This is a genomic window from Devosia sp. XGJD_8 (assembly GCF_046614475.1).
In the GTDB taxonomy this organism is placed as follows: domain Bacteria; phylum Pseudomonadota; class Alphaproteobacteria; order Rhizobiales; family Devosiaceae; genus Devosia.
The window spans coordinates 2788985-2807078 of record NZ_JBKJHF010000001.1 but is presented as its reverse complement, the minus strand read 5'-3'; the positions used below and the strand labels follow the sequence as shown (position 1 = coordinate 2807078).

24 protein-coding genes are annotated in these 18094 nt (G+C 64.6%); 5 read left to right on the top strand and 19 right to left on the bottom strand.

Annotated features, from left to right (window positions below; genetic code table 11):
- The 10 genes from arsC to ACLI1C_RS13375 form a co-directional block, all read right to left on the bottom strand.
- A complete protein-coding gene (arsC, locus tag ACLI1C_RS13420; protein ID WP_411397529.1) occupies positions 1-423 on the bottom strand; it encodes an arsenate reductase (glutaredoxin) in 423 nt (140 codons plus the stop codon).
- Positions 420-1478, bottom strand: coding sequence for an ACR3 family arsenite efflux transporter (gene arsB / locus ACLI1C_RS13415; protein ID WP_411397528.1), 1059 nt, complete (start codon positions 1476-1478; stop codon positions 420-422). Before arsB ends, arsC begins: the two co-directional genes overlap by 4 nt.
- Before the next feature lie 3 nt (positions 1479-1481).
- Positions 1482-2009: an arsenate reductase ArsC gene (locus tag ACLI1C_RS13410; RefSeq protein WP_411397525.1), complete on the bottom strand. Its 528-nt coding sequence runs from the start codon at positions 2007-2009 to the stop codon at positions 1482-1484.
- A complete protein-coding gene (locus tag ACLI1C_RS13405) occupies positions 2002-2358 on the bottom strand; it encodes an ArsR/SmtB family transcription factor (protein ID WP_411397523.1) in 357 nt (118 codons plus the stop codon). Before ACLI1C_RS13405 ends, ACLI1C_RS13410 begins: the two co-directional genes overlap by 8 nt.
- A 94-nt stretch (positions 2359-2452) precedes the next feature.
- Entirely contained in the window at positions 2453-2857 is a 405-nt protein-coding gene (locus tag ACLI1C_RS13400) for a hypothetical protein (protein WP_411397521.1), read from the bottom strand.
- Positions 2858-3040: 183 nt separating this feature from the next.
- Positions 3041-3625 (bottom strand): peptidase inhibitor family I36 protein, encoded by a 585-nt coding sequence (locus ACLI1C_RS13395; RefSeq protein WP_411397520.1) that lies wholly within the window; start codon positions 3623-3625, stop codon positions 3041-3043.
- A 113-nt stretch (positions 3626-3738) separates the two neighbouring features.
- Positions 3739-4395, bottom strand: a complete 657-nt coding sequence (locus ACLI1C_RS13390; protein ID WP_411397519.1) for an SH3 domain-containing protein — start codon at positions 4393-4395, stop codon at positions 3739-3741.
- A gap of 136 nt (positions 4396-4531) precedes the next feature.
- Positions 4532-5149 (bottom strand): peptidase inhibitor family I36 protein, encoded by a 618-nt coding sequence (locus ACLI1C_RS13385; protein ID WP_411397518.1) that lies wholly within the window; start codon positions 5147-5149, stop codon positions 4532-4534.
- A gap of 85 nt (positions 5150-5234) precedes the next feature.
- Complete coding sequence (locus ACLI1C_RS13380; RefSeq protein ID WP_411397517.1) at positions 5235-5627, bottom strand: acyl-CoA thioesterase; 393 nt, start codon at positions 5625-5627, stop codon at positions 5235-5237.
- Between the two features lie 2 nt (positions 5628-5629).
- Positions 5630-6223, bottom strand: coding sequence for a thymidine kinase (locus ACLI1C_RS13375; RefSeq protein WP_411397515.1), 594 nt, complete (start codon positions 6221-6223; stop codon positions 5630-5632).
- 240 nt (positions 6224-6463) lie between these two features.
- Here ACLI1C_RS13375 and ACLI1C_RS13370 point away from each other — a divergent pair, with 240 nt between their 5' ends.
- A complete protein-coding gene (locus ACLI1C_RS13370; RefSeq protein ID WP_411397514.1) occupies positions 6464-6928 on the top strand; it encodes a DUF2147 domain-containing protein in 465 nt (154 codons plus the stop codon).
- A gap of 26 nt (positions 6929-6954) precedes the next feature.
- Here ACLI1C_RS13370 and ACLI1C_RS13365 read toward each other — a convergent pair whose 3' ends face one another.
- The 3 genes from ACLI1C_RS13365 to ACLI1C_RS13355 form a co-directional block, all read right to left on the bottom strand.
- Entirely contained in the window at positions 6955-7860 is a 906-nt protein-coding gene (locus ACLI1C_RS13365) for a DMT family transporter (protein ID WP_411397512.1), read from the bottom strand.
- Between the two features lie 165 nt (positions 7861-8025).
- On the bottom strand, positions 8026-9258 hold the full coding sequence (locus ACLI1C_RS13360; protein ID WP_411397510.1) for an aminotransferase class V-fold PLP-dependent enzyme: 1233 nt from the start codon (positions 9256-9258) through the stop codon (positions 8026-8028).
- 168 nt (positions 9259-9426) lie between these two features.
- Positions 9427-10056, bottom strand: coding sequence for a Spy/CpxP family protein refolding chaperone (locus tag ACLI1C_RS13355; protein ID WP_411397509.1), 630 nt, complete (start codon positions 10054-10056; stop codon positions 9427-9429).
- A 118-nt stretch (positions 10057-10174) separates the two neighbouring features.
- Here ACLI1C_RS13355 and ACLI1C_RS13350 point away from each other — a divergent pair, with 118 nt between their 5' ends.
- Complete coding sequence (locus ACLI1C_RS13350; protein ID WP_411397508.1) at positions 10175-10564, top strand: GNAT family N-acetyltransferase; 390 nt, start codon at positions 10175-10177, stop codon at positions 10562-10564.
- Here the strand turns inward: ACLI1C_RS13350 and ACLI1C_RS13345 are convergent.
- Both ACLI1C_RS13345 and ACLI1C_RS13340 read right to left on the bottom strand, forming a co-directional pair.
- Positions 10561-10989 carry a CBS domain-containing protein gene (locus ACLI1C_RS13345; protein ID WP_411397507.1) on the bottom strand — a complete coding sequence of 143 codons (429 nt, stop codon included), beginning with the start codon at positions 10987-10989 and terminating at the stop codon, positions 10561-10563. The two genes, ACLI1C_RS13350 and ACLI1C_RS13345, sit on opposite strands and share 4 nt — an antisense overlap.
- A 133-nt stretch (positions 10990-11122) precedes the next feature.
- Positions 11123-11425 (bottom strand): hypothetical protein, encoded by a 303-nt coding sequence (locus ACLI1C_RS13340; RefSeq protein WP_411397505.1) that lies wholly within the window; start codon positions 11423-11425, stop codon positions 11123-11125.
- A 143-nt stretch (positions 11426-11568) separates the two neighbouring features.
- Between ACLI1C_RS13340 and ACLI1C_RS13335 the strand changes: the two genes are divergently transcribed.
- Positions 11569-11988, top strand: coding sequence for a DUF4864 domain-containing protein (locus ACLI1C_RS13335; RefSeq protein WP_411397503.1), 420 nt, complete (start codon positions 11569-11571; stop codon positions 11986-11988).
- Between the two features lie 27 nt (positions 11989-12015).
- On the opposite strand, the gene ACLI1C_RS13330 is transcribed toward ACLI1C_RS13335, so the two are convergent.
- Complete coding sequence (locus ACLI1C_RS13330) at positions 12016-12210, bottom strand: hypothetical protein (protein ID WP_411397501.1); 195 nt, start codon at positions 12208-12210, stop codon at positions 12016-12018.
- 153 nt (positions 12211-12363) lie between these two features.
- On the opposite strand from ACLI1C_RS13330, the gene ACLI1C_RS13325 reads away from it, so the two are divergent.
- Together ACLI1C_RS13325 and ACLI1C_RS13320 are read left to right on the top strand one after the other, a co-directional pair.
- Positions 12364-13431 carry a LacI family DNA-binding transcriptional regulator gene (locus tag ACLI1C_RS13325; RefSeq protein ID WP_411397499.1) on the top strand — a complete coding sequence of 356 codons (1068 nt, stop codon included), beginning with the start codon at positions 12364-12366 and terminating at the stop codon, positions 13429-13431.
- 58 nt (positions 13432-13489) lie between these two features.
- Positions 13490-14692 carry a pyridoxal phosphate-dependent aminotransferase gene (locus ACLI1C_RS13320; protein ID WP_411397497.1) on the top strand — a complete coding sequence of 401 codons (1203 nt, stop codon included), beginning with the start codon at positions 13490-13492 and terminating at the stop codon, positions 14690-14692.
- 43 nt (positions 14693-14735) lie between these two features.
- Here the strand turns inward: ACLI1C_RS13320 and ACLI1C_RS13315 are convergent, their stop codons facing one another.
- From ACLI1C_RS13315 to ACLI1C_RS13305, 3 genes are all read right to left on the bottom strand, one after another.
- Entirely contained in the window at positions 14736-15836 is a 1101-nt protein-coding gene (locus ACLI1C_RS13315; RefSeq protein WP_411397496.1) for a hypothetical protein, read from the bottom strand.
- A gap of 719 nt (positions 15837-16555) precedes the next feature.
- A complete protein-coding gene (locus ACLI1C_RS13310; protein ID WP_411397495.1) occupies positions 16556-16723 on the bottom strand; it encodes a Thivi_2564 family membrane protein in 168 nt (55 codons plus the stop codon).
- A 627-nt stretch (positions 16724-17350) separates the two neighbouring features.
- Entirely contained in the window at positions 17351-18070 is a 720-nt protein-coding gene (locus ACLI1C_RS13305; RefSeq protein WP_411397493.1) for an HAD family hydrolase, read from the bottom strand.
- Positions 18071-18094: the final 24 nt, after the last annotated feature.

Below are 18094 nucleotides of genomic sequence, written 5' to 3'. Positions count from 1 at the left end.
TCAGACCAGGCGCCGGCCGGTCGCGTCGATGATGACTTCGCCATCTTCCTTGGTGAAGGGGCCGATGGCGGAATTTTCGAGGATATCGAGCACGACTTCGGAGGGCCGGCAGAGGCGTGTGCCCAGCGGCGTTTCGACGAAGGGCCGGTTGAGAAGGATGGGATGGGCCGCGATGGCGTCGAGCAGGGTATCGTCGCCCAAAGCGGGATCGGCCAGGCCCAGTTCGGCATAGGGCGTGTCCTTCTGCCGGATGGCGTCGCGCAGGCGCAGGCCGGCGGCGGTCACCAGCTGCATGATGCGCTCGCGGGAGGGCGGGGTCTGGAGATATTCGACTACGACCGGCTCGACGCCGGACTGGCGGATCATGGCCAGGGTGTTGCGCGAGGTGCCGCAACCGGGGTTGTGGTAGATGGTGACGGTCATTGCGCCGGCCTTTCCTTTTGCTCTTCGCGGGCATTGGCATCGAAGGCGGTGCGCGTCCGGTTGGCGAGGGCCACGAGGGAGAGCATGACCGGCACCTCGACCAGTACGCCGACCACGGTGGCCAGGGCGGCGGCCGAGGACAGGCCGTACAGGCTGATGGCAACGGCCACGGCCAGTTCGAAGAAGTTGGATGTGCCGATCATGGCGCAGGGGGCCGCGATGCGGTGCGGGATGCGCAGCAGCCAGGCGGCGCCGTAGGCGATGGCGAAAATGCCGTAGGACTGGATCACCAGGGGAACGGCGATCAGCAGGATCAGCAGGGGCTGGGCCAGGATGACATTGCCCTGGAAGCCGAAGAGCAGCACGACGGTGGCGAGCAAACCGGCCATGGAGGCAGGCTTGAGCCGGGCGGTGAAGGCATCGAGGCGGGCGGAGGAGGCGTCGGCCGCCAGCAGTTGCCGCCGCGTGACTATGCCGGCGGCCAGGGGCACGACGACATAGAGCAGGACGGACAGGAGCAGGGTTTCCCACGGCACGGGAATGTCGGTGACGCCCAGCAGCAGGGCAACGATGGGGGCATAGGCAAAGACCATCACCACGTCGTTCACGCTGACCTGCACCAGGGTATAGTTGGCGTCGCCGCGGATCAGTTGTGACCAGACGAAGACCATGGCCGTGCAGGGAGCAGCGCCGAGCAGGATCAGCCCCGCGATATAGCCATCGGCGTCGGCCGGCGGAATCCAGCCGGCGAAGACCCCCTTGAAGAAGACGACGCCCAGCAGGGCCATGGTGAAGGGCTTGATGAGCCAGTTGACGACCAGGGTCACGATCAGGCCGCGGGGTTGTTCGGCAATGCGGTGCAGGCTGCCGAAATCCACCGCGATCATCATCGGATAGACCATGGCCCAGATCAGCAGGGCGACAGGCAGGTTGACCTTGGCCACTTCGAGGGCGGCAAGAGCGGAAAAGACGCCCGGGAACAACTGGCCCAGGGCGATGCCGGCAACAATGGCCAGACCGACCCAGACGGAGAGATAGCGCTCAAATATGGACATGGACTAGGCGACTTCCCCGTGGCTGCCGGTGGTGCCTTCCATGGCGCCGATGTTGCGGAGCCTCGAGGCCATGGTCAGGCGGTCGATGCTGGACAAAGGCAGGCTCATGAAGGCGGTGATGCGGTTGCGCATGAAGCGGAGGGCAGCGTCGAAGGCGGCCTGCTGCTGGAAGGGCGTGCCATGAACCGCGGCGGGGTCCTCGATGCCCCAATGGGCGGTCATCGGCTGGCCGGGCCAGACCGGGCAGGTTTCGCCCGCGGCATTGTCGCAGACGGTGAAGACGAAATCCATGTTCGGAGCGTCCGGCTTGTCGAACTCGTCCCAGGCCTTGGACCGCAGGCCGTCGGTGGCGATGCCGGCGGTGCGCAGCGCTTCGAGCGTCAGGGGATGCACGTCGCCCTTGGGGCTCGATCCGGCGGAGAAGGCGCGAAACTGCCCCTTGCCGAGATGGTTCATGATCGCCTCGGCCATGATCGAGCGGGCGGAGTTGCCGGTGCAGAGAAACAGGACGTTGTAGATGCGCTCAGGCATGGCTGGAGACCTTTGGCGGACAGCACGGGGTGAAATCGGCGACCAGGGGCTCGCACAGCTGGGGCCGGCCGCCGCAGCAATCCTGGACCAGGAAGCTGGCGATCTCGCGCACCCGGTCGATGACGGCGCGATAGACGATTGAGCGGCCCTGGCGATCGGCCTCGATCAGGCCGGCGCGGGTGAGAATGGCCAGATGGGTGGACATCGTGTTCTGCGGCACATCGAGCCGGCGCGCGATCTCGCCAGCCGGCAGCCCCTCGGGCTCCTGCGCCACGATGAGCCGGAAGGCCTCGAGGCGCGTCGGCTGGGACAGGGCGGCGAAGATCTCGATGGCGATGCTGGATTCCATATATCGAGATTAATCGATATATGTGAGGTGTCAAGACGGGCTGATGGGCGGGAGGATGGTGATGCAGGCGGGCATTCCGCCTGCATCGGTGCAGCTATTCGGCTGCCCGCGGGGTGGCGTGAACCCCCGCGCCGGCAGGCATGAACACCACCCAGGCGAAGAGCAGGACGCCGGCGAAGGTGATCAGCGAGCTGGCGGCCACGATGGGCTCCATGCCCAGATTGCCCTGCAGGAGCAGGTAGAGAGAGCCGCCCATGATGACGACGCCAATGGTGTAGATGAAATACTGCACCATGGGCAGGCGGCCGGTGGCCTTGGCCGGGTTCAGCGCATAATAGCCGCCAAACAGGGCGCTGGTGACCCAGCCGAGCAGGTTGATATGGGCGTGGGCGCCGATGACATTGTGATTGCCGCTGACCGACATGTGGATGCCGACGCTGATGCCGACAATCAGGAACACAATGGCGCTGCGAAAGTAGAGATGTGACAGTCCTGGCATGCTGAGAAATCCCCCCTTGATGGCGCGAGGCGCCAGGATGGCGACTCGGGCGCACCAGCAGAAGCTAGCGCCGTCGCGGGGCGGGTGGAAGATGGTCGATTCGGGGTGCTGTGCCAGCGCAGTTACATCGGGCAGGCTGCGGAGGGCGGCTGCCGTGCCGCCCCCGAGTGTGGGCGAGACTGACTAGTAGACCCGGATGGAGGACAGGCTGCGGCGCAGGTAGCGGTCGAGGACCGGCTGGGAGGCGATGATGCGCTCGCAATAGCTCTGGAAGAAGCGGTCGCGGCAGACGGCGGCGGAAACGTTGCCGTCGATGCGGACCGAGGAGAAGCCGTTGTCGAGGCCGAGCAAAGCCAGATCCTGGATGACACGACCAGAGCCGACGCACAGCGCGGTGCCGGTATAATTGGTGCCCTGGTAGAAGCAGACACTGCCCGGGCCGCCGGAGGGGTAATCGGGATTGACGCCGCCGGGCCAGGGGGTGGGCGTCTTGCCGAAGGAAATGTGCCGCTTGTAGGTCCAGCCACGTCCGCCGTGGCCATCGACCAGGCACCAGAGCCGCTGGCAGCGCAGCACCTTGATCTCGAGCTTTCCGGCGATCTCGCCCGTCAGGTCATAGGCCATGCCCGGACCATTGCGCAGGGTCAGCGTGTCGGTACTCCAGGCGTGGGTCCCTGACAGCGACGCGGCCATGGCAGGTGCCTGGCCGAGAGCGAGGATGAACAGGAAGCTGGTAAGGGCGGTCAGCAGGCGGCCGAAGTGACGCATCGCAATAATCCTGTGCCTTGATGGGTGTTTACACTATCGCGGGAAGGGCTGGCCTCATAGGGGACAAAAAAGGGCGCAGCCGAGGCTGCGCCCTGTTGGTCCGGAGCGCTGGATCAGCGCACGCGAACAGAGACGACATAGTCGTCGAAATCGCCCAGCGAGGATGCGCTGGTGGTGTAGGTGCGGCAGTTGCGGAAGCTGCTCTCGGAGCAGACCTGAACCTGCAGGCCATCCTGGTTGTCGATCGAGGAAATCCGGTCGGCCCAGTCACCCAGGTTGCGGATGCTCTCACCCTCTTCGAGGCAGAAGCTGGCGCCGCGGAAGCGGGTGCGATCATAGAAGCAGGCTTCGCCGAAGGTCGGCTGGACGACCGGCGGACGGATGACCGGCGGCTGCGGCTGCTGGCCGATGCCGAAATTGAAGGTCGGGCCGCCCGGGCCGGTCGAGAAGCCGAAGGAGAGGCCGGGCTGCTGCGGATTGACGGGTGCACCGCCGCCAGCGCTCAAATAGTTGGCCGAGACCCAGCCATCAGGACCGGGCTTGGCGATATAGCACCAGGAGCCCTGGCACTGCTGCACGTCAACGGTGGTGCCGCGACGGACGGTATCGACCACGCCGTAATTGGTGCCCGGGCCGGAGCGCACGTTGACATTGCCGGTCACGGTGCCCGGCGCCGCATTGGCGGCAGGCAGGAAGACCACGACGGCGGTGGCGGCAACGGCGACGCCGGTGGCGATGTTCAGCAACATCTTGCGGGTATGGCGGTTCATTTCAGGCGCTCCTCTGCGCTGGGCCGGCCAGTCCCGGGGCGGGACGACGCTTGGTGACCGGAACCAGCCTTGTTTGTCTAAGAAACGGGGAGTCAGATGAAAGAGTTCCGGCTCCCCGGAAATTGCTCTGACGGGGTTAATACACGTCGATGGACGATGCCCTGCGATCAAGCTCGCTCGGCAGGCGCGACGTGTCGCGACGCAAGGTCACGCAGTAGCCGCGATAGTTGGAATCCGAGCAGAGATCGACACGGGCGCCGCCGAACACTTCCACCGAACGGATCATATTGTCCCAGTTGCGAAGGCGGGTGAAGGACTCGCCCTCGTCGATGCAGAAGCTCGTGCCGCGGAAATTGCGCTCGCTGTAAAAGCACGCGCCGGGGGCGTCATCGACGACCGGGGGGGGGGTCGGACGCGGTGGCTGCGGCTGTGGCCAGGGCCAGCCGGGATTGGGTTGAGGCTGCGGCAGGGGTTGCGGCTGAGGCTGCGGCTGCGGCTGGGGCGCCTGGGCAACATATTGCTGCTCGACCCAGATCGTCTGGGTCCCGTAGTAGACCATGCAGAAATTGCTTTCGCAGTGATCGAGCGTGACGGGCGTATTCGCGCGGATGGTCCCGGCATAGCCGGTTTCGAAACCCGGGCCCTTGTAGGCGTTGGTGTTGGCGGTGATGGTGACAGTCTGCTGCGCCATGGCGACAGCCGTGCCAGCGAGCACCATGAGGGCGGAAAAGAGACCAATGCGAACCGGTTTCACGGACAATACTCCGAAACTAAACGGCCAAATTTGACCTTACGTGCTTTGACCACACGCTAGCTGAACGCTGTCTGAACGGATTTGTTCAGGCGCCTGGTTCGATCCGGCGCTTGGAGCCGTCTTCGGCAAGGGCGACATAGACGAAGCGCCCGTCGGTGACCTTGACGCGGTCGGCGATGCGGTTGCGGCGGGCCCAGGCTTCCATGCTGATGGTGATGGAGGTGGTGCCGACGCGCTCGACGGTGGTGTAGACGCAGAGGATGTCGCCGACCTTGACCGGGGCGATGAAGGTCATGGCCTCGACGGCCACGGTGACGACGCGACCCTGGCTGCGCTCGACGGCGGCGATGGCGCCGGCGATGTCCATCTGGCTCATCACCCAGCCGCCGAAGATGTCGCCGGCGGGATTGGTATCGGCGGGCATGGCCAGGGTGCGGATGGTGAGGGCGCCGGTGGGCTCGGTGGCGGCAGGCTGCATGATCAAGGTCCTTTCACCGGCCAGCGGCCGACGGCTTCTTCCCAATGCTTGCGGCAGAGCGAGACATAGACGGACTTTTCGATCGACACCTGATCGCCGTCGGTCAGCACGCGCCCCTCGGTGTTCTGGCGCACCACCATGGTGGCCTTGGCCCCGCATTCGCAGATGGTGCGAATTTCCCGCAGCACATCGGCAATGGCAAGCAGCTGTTGGCTGCCGGGGAAGAGATTGCCCAGAAAGTCGGTGCGCAGGCCAAAGCACATGACGGGAATGCGCAGGCGGTCGCTGACGCGGGCCAGCTGCCACACCTGCTCCGGAGTGAGGAACTGGGCCTCGTCGACAAAGACACAATCGACCTTGCCGGCTTCCTGCTCGTCGCGGATCGACTGATAGAGATCATCGCCCGCCGCATAGAGCGCGGCCGGCTCGGAAATGCCGATGCGCGAGGAGATGAGGCCGACACCATCCTGCACGTAGAGCGAGGACGTATAGAGCAGCGGCCGCATGCCGCGCTCGCGGTAGTTGTATGCAGCCTGCAGCAGCAAGGTGGACTTGCCGGCATTCATCGCCGCATAGGAGAAGTAGAGCTTGGCCATGGCCACGTTGTGCCGGAGCGGATGGCGGTGCGCGAGCGGAAAGACGGGCGCTCCACAAAAAAGAGGCCGCCCAACCGGGGCGGCCAAAGATGCCGATCAAATCGGCGGAGAGCCGGGGTTGGCGGCCGAGCTCTCCAAAAGGCCGGGCGCGACGTTGGGGACGTGGGGCGCGGCGGGGGTCCGGGCCGAGTGGGGGAGGCCGGGAACACGATGACGCTAGCGGGCTTGTATGACGCGGGCATGACGCTGTTTGCTGGCGGCCGTTCAGCTGCAGTTCAGCTTGGCGACGGCAAGCTGATCATCCCCGGTATGGAGTGTGTTGCGATGCGGAAAGCGGTTCTTGTTGGTGGTGCATTGGCCATGCTGGCCCAGCCGGCGATGGCCTCGCCCGAGGGGACCTGGGAAATCGAAATGCGCGATTCCCGCTATAGCGTCGAGCTGTGCGGCGATGGCACGGCGCTGTGCGGCACGCTGATCTGGCTGGGCAATGGCGCCGACAATGCGGAAAACCTGCCCTATCTCAATACGCTGATGATCGACCATGCGCGGCAGGTGAAGCCCAACCAGTGGAAGGGCGACCTGCATATCTATGGGCAGACGGCGGGCGGCACGATCACCCAGGTGAGCGAGGACCAGATCACGCTCAAGGGCTGCGTGGCCTTCGTGATCTGCAAGACCTACCAGATGTATCGCTATCAGGAGTAGGGCGGCCCCCATTTCCTCCTTTTGGGTCAGTTGGTCGTCTTCGCCATATGCGCCTGTCGCCTTGACCAGAGCGGGGGGATGGCTTCGACGGCGACAATCGCCGCAAAGATCAGCGCCGCGCCGGCATAGCCGATGGGCGGCAGACGATCACCCAGCAGCAGTGCGCCGCCAATGGCGGCGAAGAGGCTCTCGGCCGAGAGGATGATGGCCGCATTGGCCGGCGGCACATATTGCTGGCCGATGGCCTGGAAGGTGAAGGCCACGGCGGTGGAGAGGATGCCGGCATAGGCGATCTCCAGCCAGCCGGCGCCGATGCCTTCCAAGGTCGGCGTTTCGATGACGAAGGCGAGGCCCAGCGCCACCGCGCCGGCAAACAGGAAGCTGACGGCGGAGACGAAGATCGGCAGGCCGGTGGCCCGCGCAATGTGGCCCAGCAGGATCACGTGCATGGCCCAGAACACGGCGCTGATGACGATGAGACCGTCGCCGCCATTGAAGCTGTCGAGGCCGCCCCCATTGAGGTAGTAGATGCCAACCAGGGCCAGCGGCACGCCGGCGAAGATGATCGGATGCGGGCGGCTGCGGAAGATCAGGAAGCCGAGCAGCGGCACGAAGAAGACGTAGAGCCCGGTGAGGAAACCGGCATTGGTGGCGGTAGTGGTGGCCAGACCGGTCTGCTGCAGCCAGGAGCCGATGAAGAAGACCAGGCTCATGGCGATGATCAGCGCCCAGTGGGTGGAGCTCAGCGGCGTGGGGCGGCGACGGCGTTCCCACAGGGCCAGCGGCAGCACCAGCAAGCCGCCCAGCAGGTAGCGGACGCCGGCAAAGGTCAGCGGACCCATGGAATCCATGGCGGATTTCTGCGCCACGAAGGCAAAGCCCCACAGCATGGTGCAGACCAGGAGCATGAGGGCGGCGAGAGGGCGGGACATTGGAATCGCCTTGTCAGAAAGGGATCGGGCACTTCACCTCTCCCTTGGGGGAGAGGTCGACCCGTCTTCGGGTCGGGTGAGGGGGCCTTGCTGCGGTGTGATGGAAAGGCCCCCTCACCCGACCTTCGGCCGACCTCTCCCCCAAAGGGAGAGGTGAAGAGGGGTCTACTTCAGTTCCGCATCCAGCGCCGCGATGAGCTGCTGGATCTCCTCCGGCGTGGTGTAGTGCACGAAGGACAATCGCAAGACGCCGTGATTGGGGTCGATGCCGAGGGCCTCGAGCAGGCGGTAGGCGTAGAAGTGGCCGCCGGCGGCCATGATGCCGTGGCGGGCCAGGCGCGCGGCGACGGCGGCGCCGGGTTCGGAGAGGCTGAGGGCGATGGTGGGGGCCCGGCTGGTGGGATTGTCGGGGCCAATGATGCGAATGGAATTCTTCTGGCGCAGATAATCGAGCAGGGGCGCGGCCAGGGCGATTTCCTGCGAACGCATGGCGGCGTGGGCGCGGCGGAAGGGATCGGCGCCTTCGACGCTGTCGCCGGCAATGGAAGCGACGGTTTCGAGATAGTCGACAATGCCCGAGCAGGCGGCGATCTGGGCGTGGTCGGGACCGGCCGGGGTCAGGCGATAGCGCAGCTTGGCGTCGTTGAAGTAGTGACCCTGGTTGGGCAAGGCCTGCGCCAGTTCGGGGCGGATGGCCATGATGCCCTGGTGCGGGCCATAGACCTTGTAGGCGGAGAAGAAATAGATGTCGGCGCCGAGCGCCTGAAGATCGGGCAGGCCATGCGGGGCATAGCTGACGCCGTCGATGGCGGTGACGGCACCGATCGCCTTGGCGCGCGCCGCGATTTCGGCGATGGGATTGATCTCGGCCGCCACGTTGGAGCAATGGGGCGCCGCGATCAGCCTGACCTTGCTGTCGAGCAGGGCATCGAGGGCGGCGAGCGACAGGCGGCCGGTCTGCGGATCGACCTGCCATTCGCGCACTTCGATGCCGGCCCTGGCCAGCTTGCGCCAGGCGCCGGTATTGGCCTCGTGATCCTGATTGGTGACGATGATCGCATCGCCCGGCTTCAGCCAGCCGGCAAAAGCATTGCCCAGCACATAGGTATTGGCCGAGGAGGAGGGACCGAAATGGATCCAGTCGGCAGTGACGTTGAGGGCCTGGGCGAGGCGCTCGTAGCTGAGATCCATCGCGGCGCCGGCTTCCTGGGAGGCCGGGTAGACCCCATAGGGCTGCACCTTGGTGGCGCGATAGTAATGGTCGAGCCGGGTGAGAACCGCCTGGGACGTATAGGAGCCACCGGCATTTTCAAAGAAGGCCTGGCCGCGCAGGGATGGTTCGGCAAAGGCCGGGAATAGCGCGCGGATGCGGGCCGGATTGAGGGGCAGGGTGGTCATGCAATATCCAGTCGGTGGGTCGCCGATTGGTAGAGGATGAGCGGGCAAAAGCAAACCCCGGCCGTTGAGGGCCGGGGCCTGCCCGACGCCTGCTCGGGGGCGACAGGCGTCGTCTGGCGGGTCCGCAGCCGAGAAGGAGGTCGGCAAGCGGCGGCGGACCCGAAGCGGCTAGCCGTTGGTCGGAGCTTCCGGAGCGGTCGCGGGCGCGCCCATCGGGCCCTTGTGCATGCCCTGGTGGCGCATGTTGCCCTTGCCGAAGCCGGGCATGCCATCGCGGCCGGGACGCTGCGGGGCCAGTTCGGCCTTCTGCTCGTCGGTGAGGCTGTCAAAGAAGGCCGTGGCCGCCGGCTGCACGGCCTCAAGGGCGGCCAGCTTGGCAGTCTCGAAGGCGATGCGGTTTTCGAGGCGCTCGGACATGTCGGGCAGCGCAGCGGCCTGGCCGGCAACCGGCGCGGCGGGGCGCAGGGAGTCGGTGGCGGCGGCGAAGTCTGCGGCGGCGTCCAGGGCGGCGGTCTTGAGAGTGTCGAACAGGCCCTGCTGCTCGTCAGTCATCTCGATGGCGTGGCTGAGGCGCACAAGGGCGATCTCGATGGCTTCGGCACCACGCTCGAAGCCGAGGACGTCGCCGCCGCCCATGCGGCCACCCTGGCGGGGGCCGTCATTGTGATGGCGGAAATTGCCCTGAGCTTCGGCCTGCGCGGGCGCAGCCATCTGCTGGGCATAGGTGGGCGCAATGGCGGTGAGGCCAATGGTTGCGGTCATCAGGGCCACAATGGCGGTCATGGGAAGCGTCTTCATGGTAGGTCCTTTGCATGGGAGCCGGGTGATCCGGTATGAGGACACTAGCGGGCGCCACATGGTCACGACCTTGCGGGCGCATGAAGACTTGGTCACATTGGTAAGGGAGGGTGCGCCCGTGCAGGACATTGTCGACGATCCATTTCCCGACGATGAGGCGATGCGCCGCCTGTGGCTGGCGGCCTGGGGTGACGCAGGGCCGGAGAGCTTTCAGCCCATTCTGGCGCGCAGCCTTGCCCATGTCTGCGCCCAGGACGGATCGAGATTGATCGGCTTCGTCAATGTCGCCTGGGACGGCGGCATTCACGCCTTCATCCTCGACACCTGTGTCGACCCCGACTACCGCCAGCGGGGCATCGCGCTCCGGCTTGTCGCGCGAGCGGCGGAGCTGGCGCGACAGCGCGGCGCGCAGTGGCTGCATGTCGATTTCGAGCCGCATCTGGAAGCCTTCTACCGCAAGGCCGGCTTCGGGCCGACGGCGGCAGGGCTGATGCGGCTGGCGCCCTAGCTGGCGATATATTCCTTGAGCACTTCGGCCTCGTGCTCGGCCTCCTCGATCTTGCGCTTGACCACGTCGCCGATCGACACGATGCCGGCCAGCTTGCCGTTTTCGGTGACCGGCATGTGGCGGATGCGCAGGCGGGTCATGCGCTCCATGACGTCGGCGATTTCGGTGGTGCGCGTGCAGGTGATGACGCCGCGCGTCATGCAATCGGCGACCGGCAGGGCAAGGGCGCTGGACACGTCCTCGCCGATGCGACGGACGATGTCGCGTTCGGACAGGATTCCGGTGATGGCGCCACCTGCGCCGACGATCACCAAGGCACCGATATTGTGGGCGTTGAGCGCGGCGACGGCCTGAGCCAGCGTGGCGGTATCAGGCAGGGTGTGGACAGCGGCGCCCTTGGTTTGCAGGATGGTATCGACAAGCATGCTGAAGTCCTCCTTGGCGAGAGTGTGGACCTGTCGCAGGCGGGCGGCAATAGGCTGATCGTCTGAGGAGACGGCAAAGAAAAGGGCCGGCGCGAGGCCAGCCCATGAGTGACTTTGGTCAGGAAACTGAAAGTCAGCCTTCGCGCTGGATGGGGGACCAGTGGCGGAGGGGGCGCCGGCGCGTCGGGGTTGTCTCGTCCGGCAGGGTGCCGCGCAGGGCAATGCGCGCAACTTCATACAAGACGGCGACCACCAGAATGGTCAGCGGCACCATGAATACGGCAATCTGGGCGTCCGGCTGTGCGGCGAGGTTGGCGGCCGTCGCGGGGGTGACCCCAGCCATCAGGGCCGCGGCAGCGCCGCCCGAGAGCAGGAGCGTCGTGGCAATGGCGAAGCGCTTGAAACTTTTCCGCCGGGGAGACGTAGATTTATGCATGGGATCGCCGTCTTCCTGCTCATCACGTTGGCCGCACTTAGCCATGTGAATGCGGTTCGAGTTTGGGTCGAATCTGGTCGGACGGGTACCATTTGAAGGCGAAACTGTGGCGGCCGGCCGAAATCGGCGGCAAGGAGGCGGGTATGCGCGTGCTTTTCGCAATGATGGTCCTGATCGTGTCACTGGGCGCTCCGGCCCTGGCTCAGGATGATGCCGCGCCCTGGCAGGCGACCATTACCGGGCAGGTCGAGGCGTTTCGTGCCGGGGACGGCGAGGCGGCCCTGAGCTTTGCCGGGCAGGGGTTCCAGACTCAATTCGAGGGGCAGCCGGAGGTGTTCCTGGGAGTCATCCTGGCATCGGGCTATGGCGCCATTGCCGAGTCCCGGTCGCACAGCTTTGGCGAATTCAACAAGGTCAGCGACACCGCGGTGCTGCAGGTGGTGAATTTCGTGGGGCGTGACCAAAGCCTCTATGAGGCGCTCTATCAGCTGGCCGACGAGCCGGGCGAAGGCTGGCGGGTGCAGAGCGTGGCGCTGCGCAAGGAGGCCGGCCTGGGCATTTGAGCCGCAGGCCGGAAATTGGCGCGGGTTTCACTCATAAACGTGACGGTGCGGCACGGTGCCGTTGTTTCCGCGGCGCGTCAGGACAGCGGCAATGGCGCTCGCGATAGGCGTCATCAGGCCATCGATGAACCGGCGGTTCTTTTCGATATGGGCCGAAGCTTCCGGGGGCTCCTCCCAATGCTGGTGATAGATGTCCTTGAACAGATAGCTGGCGGGGATCATGTCTTGCTCCAATCTTGAATCGATTCAATTAACAGCCGGGAAGGCGTCTTGAATCGGTTCAATCTGACTCTGCGAACGGGGCTGAGTCAAGCGAAAATTGAACCGATACAAAAGTCGTGCTATTGCGCTCGGTATCGGCAAGAGGAAGCAAGTGTGGCTAGACAGGCCCAGGCCAGTATCAAGCTCAAGGACGTCGCCAAGGCGGCGGGGGTGTCGCAAGGTACGGCGTCCAATGTGTTCAGCAAGCCAGATCTGGTTCGCGAGGAGGTCCGCGATCATGTGCTCACCGTCGCTAGAGAACTGGGATATGCCGGACCAAGTGTCACCGGGCGCCTGCTGCGGCAGGGCAGGGTCAATGCCGTGGGTGTCGCGGCCATCGAGCCGCTGAGCTACTTTTTCGAGGATTTGTGGGCTCGCCAGCTCATGGCTGAGATTTCCGACATCTGCGACGCGCGCGGGGCCGGGGTCGCGCTGGTTTCAGCGCGAAGTGACGAGCGGCTGGACTGGAATATCCAGTCGGCGCTGGTTGATGGGTTCATCCTGCTCTGCGTCGAGGGCGGCGAGCGGCTGGTGGAGATCACCCGGCAGCGGCAATTGCCCTATGTAGCGCTGGCCATCGGGGCTGAAGACCAATCGATTCCGGCCATCGGAGTGGACAACCGGGCTGGTGCGCGCGTGGCGGCCGAGCATCTGCTCGCCTTGGGGCACCGGCGCTTCGGCATTGTCTCGACCATGTTGAAGGACAGTCATGCCGGACGTGCAAACCAGGCGTTGGTGCGGCAGGCCCGGTATTCCACTTCACGCGACCGTGCGCTTGGCTATTGGGATGCGCTGGAAGCGGCGGGAATCGACATCGATGGAGTGCCGGTCTTCGGGACTCTGGAAGACGAGGCCAGTACGCATAAAGCTATGGCAGAGATGTTTGCAGTCAAAGTGGTGCCGACGGCCATACTCGCCATGTCGGACAAAATCGCCATGTGGGCGGTGGACTGGCTTTTCCGGTCCGGCCGGACGGTGCCGGGCGATGTATCGGTCGTGGGGTTCGATGGCGTGCCCGAAGGTGCAGTAGCGACGCCCAAGCTCACCACCATGGCGCAGCCGATGACCGAGATAGCCCGGCTGGCCGTGGAGGCGGCGCTGGAGGGGAGGCAAGTCGAGGGGCGCCGCGTCCTTTCCACCGAGCTGGTGGTGCGCGAAAGCACCGCTCCGCCCAAGGCATAGCTTGCCGGGCACGCCTCGGGGCCTTATCAGTCGGCCCGGCATTTCCGGGAGAGTTGATATGGGTTTTCTGTCCGAGGCATTGGAGCGCGTGGCGCCATCCGCGACGGTGGCGATCAGCCAGAAGGCGCGCAACCTGGCGCAGGAGGGACGTGACATCATCGCGCTCTCGGCCGGCGAGCCGGATTTCGATACCCCGCTGCATGTGCGCGATGCCGCCAAGAGGGCGATGGACGAGGGCAAGACGCGCTATACCAATGTCGATGGCATTCCCGAGCTCAAGGAGGCCGTGGCCGCCAAGTTCCGCCGCGACAACGGGCTGGACGTGACGGCAGCGGACTGTTTCGTCAGCTCGGGTGGCAAGCAGATCATCTTCAACGCGCTGATGGCGACGCTCAATCCGGGCGACGAAGTCGTGGTACCGGTGCCCTACTGGGTGAGCTATCCCGAGATCGTGCGGCTATGCGGCGCCGAACCGGTGTTCGCGGTGGCCGATGCCTCGACGGGGTTCAAGCTCAAGCCGGACGTGCTGGAAGCGGCGATCACGCCCAAGACCAAGTGGCTGATCCTTAACACACCGAGCAATCCGACGGGCGCGGCCTATACGGCCGAGGAGCTCAAGGGGCTGGCCGAGGTGCTGATGCGGCATCCGCATGTGCACATTCTCACCGATGATATCTATGAAGTGCTGGTCTATGACGGCGGCACCTTCGCCACCATTGCGCAGGTGGAGTCGAAGCTGCAGCCGCGCACGCTGACCATGAACGGCGTTTCCAAGTCTCATGCCATGACCGGCTGGCGCATCGGCTATTGCACCGGGCCGCGGCCCTTGCTGGCCGCCATGACCAAGCTGCAGAGCCAGTCGACGACCAATCCGAGCTCGGTCTCGCAATGGGCGGCGGTCGAGGCGCTGAACGGACCGCAGGATTTCCTCGCCGAATGGCGGCAGGTGTTCCAGGCGCGGCGGGACCTGGTGGTCAAGGGGCTCAACGCCAATACCGGGCTCGATTGCCTGACGCCGGAAGGGGCCTTCTACGTGTTCCCGTCCTGCAAGCGGCTGCTGGGCAAGACCAGCGCCGGAGGCAAGCGGCTTGAGACCGACGAGGATTTCGTCATGGCGCTGCTGGAAGAGACCGGCGTGGCGCTGGTGCATGGCACGGCGTTTGGATTGCCCGGGCATTTCCGGCTGAGCTATGCGGCGAGCAATGCCGAGCTGGAAGAGGCGGTGCGGCGCATCCAGGGGTTCTGTGCGGGAATTGTGTAGCGCGCTTTCACCTCTCCCCCAAAGGGAGAGGTGAAAAGAAGGCCTACTTTCCCATCCAGCTCAAGAATCCGGTGCTGTCGCCGCCGGCGTCAGCGAACATCTGCAGCAGCTGGTTGGTGGACTCGTAGCTTGCCGCGGCGGCCTGGTAGAACTGGTCGCTCCACCCGGCGGCCTGGCGTTCCTCGGCGCTCATCGAGGCATAGATGGCCATGATGTTCTGGCTGAAGGCCGTCGGATCGCTGGATTTGGCGGCGTTCTGGAAGCCGGCCAGCAGGGCGGCGCCGCTCTTGCTGCGCAGGGCGGCCTCGGCGTGGCGGACTTCCTCGGTGGTGAACTTGTCGCCGGTATTGAGCGCGATGGCCGAGAGGCTGCGGCTGTCGAACTTTGACAGGTCGATATAGGTGCCGACGGTGGTGGTCTTGTTGAAAGTGGGCGCCTTGCCGGCCTTGATCGCGTCGGCATAGAGGCTGTCGAGCGTCTTGCGGGCGGTGGCGGCGACATCGGCGATGTCAGTGGGCTTGATGGTCTCGCCGGCCTCGACCAGAGCGAGGTAAAGGGCCACCGGGTCCTCTTCGCCGGCGTCGGGCATGGTCTTGGGATTGGACTGCAGCTGCTTGAGCGCGTCGGTGACGGCAGCGCGGCCGGCAATCCAGTCCGCACCGGCCTTTTCCTCGGGGCCCAGGCCATCGAGATATTCCGCGGCGGCCTTGTAAAGTCCGGTTAGATTGCCGGTGACCTTGGCGAGAGCGGCAGGGCCGGCAAGGGCTGCCTCGAAGCGGCGCTGCATTTCGAGGCCGGCAGCCGTGCGCTCGTCCTCGGTGAAGCTGTCGTCGCTCGCCATGGCGAAGAGTTCGCGGGCATCGAGACTCGAGAGGTCGAGCGCCAGCTTGTCGTCCTGCAGTGGCGAGGTGCGTTCAGCCTCCGTCAACAGCGTGGCCAGCTTGGCGCGGGCGTCGGCCACGACAGTGGCAAAGTCCTTGGTCGCCAGGGCCGCAAGGGCGGCGTCAGAGAGGGTGACCGATGTCGCTGCCTGCTCGGTGGTGGTCGTGGCCGTTGTCGCGGTCTTGGCGCTGGCGGCCGCCTGGTTCGAAGCCGCTGCCTGATAATAGGTGTTGGTTGAATAGCCCGTATTGATGGCAACCATCGGACGCTCCTGCGATCGGTCAGAGACCGCCTTGCAAGCTGCGTGCCGACAAAAAACGCTGATGAATCAAGGGGAAGTCGGGGCGTTTGCGCCGTCGCGCGGCAGAATTTGCCGGGGCGAGGAGAAAATGCTGCCGAAAAATAGAAAAGGCCCCGCCCGAGGGGATGGGCAGGGCCCAGGGGTCAGCAGCCGAAGCGACTGACCTTGGAGGAGCGGCGCCACGACCGCCGCTAAACTGGTCGAAGCCACTATCCTATGCCGGGTGGAAACGCACAAACGCGCAATGGGAAGTGCTGCCATGCAGATTTGCAAATGGGCAAAAAAAGAGGCTCCAACCGAAGTTGGAGCCTAATGATAGGGCCGAAGCCAAATCGTAAGTATGGCCCAGCGCAAGGGAGGAGGATATGCGCCGAACCGGTTGGACCCAGGCCGAGGGAGGAGGATACGGCCGAGATCCGGTGTCGCAAGAAGCGGGTCCGAGGGAGGAGGATACGGAGCGGCTTCACCAGCGACATTGGCAATATAGGTTTTGACCGTTTGGTCAGCAATGCATAGGTCAACATGACTGCCATGCATTTTGCACAGCGACAAATTGTCAAGCCGACGCGCTGGCGGCGGGCCCCGGCCATACGGCCAGAGGCCTCAAATCGCTCCAGTGGAGCGATTTGCCCTGCGGGATGACTCCAGGTTCACCGGAGCGAATTCAGTCTTGCCGTCGCCTAGAAGACGGCGAGATACTTCAGCATGGCGATGATGCCGATGACGATGACCACGATCTGAATGATCTGGCGGATCTTGGCCTCGACCGGCAGGCGCTGAACCAGCCAGAGGATGAGGACGATCACCAGGAAGGTGATCAGGATGCTGATAAGGACGGAAGTGCCCACGGAATTCTCCAGGCGCATGGATCGCGCGTTCGGTAACGCGCTCGTGAGCAGATCGTTGCGTTGCTCCCAGCCCCAAGCGCGAATAGGCCCTGGCGCCGCGTGATGAGCAAAAAAAAGCCCTGTCCGAAGACAGGGCTGATGACTGGGCCGAAGCCAAATCCAAAGTGGGGCAGAGAGCAAGGGAGGAGGATATGCGCTCTGCCAGTGAACCTTGATCGAGGGAGGAGGATACGATCTCGGTTCGGTGTCGCGATACGGGGTCCGAGGGAGGAGGATACGGAGCACGCCTCAGCGACGCCGTTAATATGAACTCTATCGGCTCGGTCGACAATACAATGTCTGACATGTCAGCCATGCAGTTGGTGCACAGGCTTGGCCAAAAAAAGTGGCCCCGCTCGAGGGGAGAGCGGAGCCACAAAGTTGCGGGAACAGGTCCCGCAAGGAGGGAACGCAGCAGGGCGCAAGGGAGGGAGGAGAACGCACCCGCTGTGTATGCGGGCATATAGGAGGGTTGATCGTGCCCAACAATTGCGCAGGCAGCATACAAGCTATGCAGCGAGTGCATGCGATTTGGAATAATCGTGATAAATCAAACGACTATGGACGAAATCTTCGATCCTTGCAGGATCAAACCCTGGTGGCCTGGAGCCTGGCCTCGAAGCCTGCAAGGGCGCCTGTGAGTTCGCCCAGATGGTCGATTCTGGCATAGCGGGGTTCGTCGACCGGTTCCTCGGCATGTTCGTAGGACCAGGTCAGGTCGTGCGGGACATGGACGGCAAAGCTGCCGGCCTCCAATGCGGGCAGGATATCGGAGCGCAGGGAATTGCCGACCATGACGGTGTGTTCCGGCCCATCGGTATGGCGCTCGAAGATGCGCGCATAGGTGGCGGCATTCTTGTCGGCAACGATCTCGATGGCGGCGAAGTAGTCGGCAAGGCCGGAAGCGGCCAATTTCCGCTCCTGGTCGAATACATCGCCCTTGGTGACCAGGATCAGTCGATGGGTCTGCTGCAACTGGTCGAGTGCCTGGTCGACATAGGGCAGGGTCTCGATGGGGTAGGTCAGCAGTTCGCGTCCGGCGGCGAGGATTTCGGCAATCACCGTTCCGGGCACGCGATGGTCGGTTACGTCGAGCGCGGTCTCCACCATGGACAGGGCAAACCCCTTCATGCCGAAGCCATAGAAGGAGAGGTTCCTGGTGACGGAGGCGATCAGCCGATCGGTGAGATCGGGTGCGTCGGTATAATCCCGGAGCAGATCGGCAAAGCGCTGCTCGGTCAGGCGGAAGAACTGCTCGTTCTGCCAGAGCGTGTCATCGGCATCGAGGGCGATGGTGGTGATGGGCATGGGCGTGACCCTTGCTTGCGGAAG

Bases quoted from the DNA above. Each gene is read 5' to 3' on its own strand.
- arsC (WP_411397529.1), bottom strand. From the start codon at position 423: ATGACCGTCACCATCTACCACAACCCCGGTTGCGGCACCTCGCGCAAC.
- arsB (WP_411397528.1), bottom strand. From the start codon at position 1,478: ATGTCCATATTTGAGCGCTATCTCTCCGTCTGGGTCGGTCTGGCCATT.
- ACLI1C_RS13410 (WP_411397525.1), bottom strand. From the start codon at position 2,009: ATGCCTGAGCGCATCTACAACGTCCTGTTTCTCTGCACCGGCAACTCC.
- ACLI1C_RS13405 (WP_411397523.1), bottom strand. From the start codon at position 2,358: ATGGAATCCAGCATCGCCATCGAGATCTTCGCCGCCCTGTCCCAGCCG.
- ACLI1C_RS13400 (WP_411397521.1), bottom strand. From the start codon at position 2,857: ATGCCAGGACTGTCACATCTCTACTTTCGCAGCGCCATTGTGTTCCTG.
- ACLI1C_RS13395 (WP_411397520.1), bottom strand. From the start codon at position 3,625: ATGCGTCACTTCGGCCGCCTGCTGACCGCCCTTACCAGCTTCCTGTTC.
- ACLI1C_RS13390 (WP_411397519.1), bottom strand. From the start codon at position 4,395: ATGAACCGCCATACCCGCAAGATGTTGCTGAACATCGCCACCGGCGTC.
- ACLI1C_RS13380 (WP_411397517.1), bottom strand. From the start codon at position 5,627: ATGCAGCCTGCCGCCACCGAGCCCACCGGCGCCCTCACCATCCGCACC.
- ACLI1C_RS13375 (WP_411397515.1), bottom strand. From the start codon at position 6,223: ATGGCCAAGCTCTACTTCTCCTATGCGGCGATGAATGCCGGCAAGTCC.
- ACLI1C_RS13370 (WP_411397514.1), top strand. From the start codon at position 6,464: ATGACGCTGTTTGCTGGCGGCCGTTCAGCTGCAGTTCAGCTTGGCGAC.
- ACLI1C_RS13365 (WP_411397512.1), bottom strand. From the start codon at position 7,860: ATGTCCCGCCCTCTCGCCGCCCTCATGCTCCTGGTCTGCACCATGCTG.
- ACLI1C_RS13360 (WP_411397510.1), bottom strand. From the start codon at position 9,258: ATGACCACCCTGCCCCTCAATCCGGCCCGCATCCGCGCGCTATTCCCG.
- ACLI1C_RS13355 (WP_411397509.1), bottom strand. From the start codon at position 10,056: ATGAAGACGCTTCCCATGACCGCCATTGTGGCCCTGATGACCGCAACC.
- ACLI1C_RS13345 (WP_411397507.1), bottom strand. From the start codon at position 10,989: ATGCTTGTCGATACCATCCTGCAAACCAAGGGCGCCGCTGTCCACACC.
- ACLI1C_RS13340 (WP_411397505.1), bottom strand. From the start codon at position 11,425: ATGCATAAATCTACGTCTCCCCGGCGGAAAAGTTTCAAGCGCTTCGCC.
- ACLI1C_RS13335 (WP_411397503.1), top strand. From the start codon at position 11,569: ATGCGCGTGCTTTTCGCAATGATGGTCCTGATCGTGTCACTGGGCGCT.
- ACLI1C_RS13330 (WP_411397501.1), bottom strand. From the start codon at position 12,210: ATGATCCCCGCCAGCTATCTGTTCAAGGACATCTATCACCAGCATTGG.
- ACLI1C_RS13320 (WP_411397497.1), top strand. From the start codon at position 13,490: ATGGGTTTTCTGTCCGAGGCATTGGAGCGCGTGGCGCCATCCGCGACG.
- ACLI1C_RS13315 (WP_411397496.1), bottom strand. From the start codon at position 15,836: ATGGTTGCCATCAATACGGGCTATTCAACCAACACCTATTATCAGGCA.
- ACLI1C_RS13305 (WP_411397493.1), bottom strand. From the start codon at position 18,070: ATGCCCATCACCACCATCGCCCTCGATGCCGATGACACGCTCTGGCAG.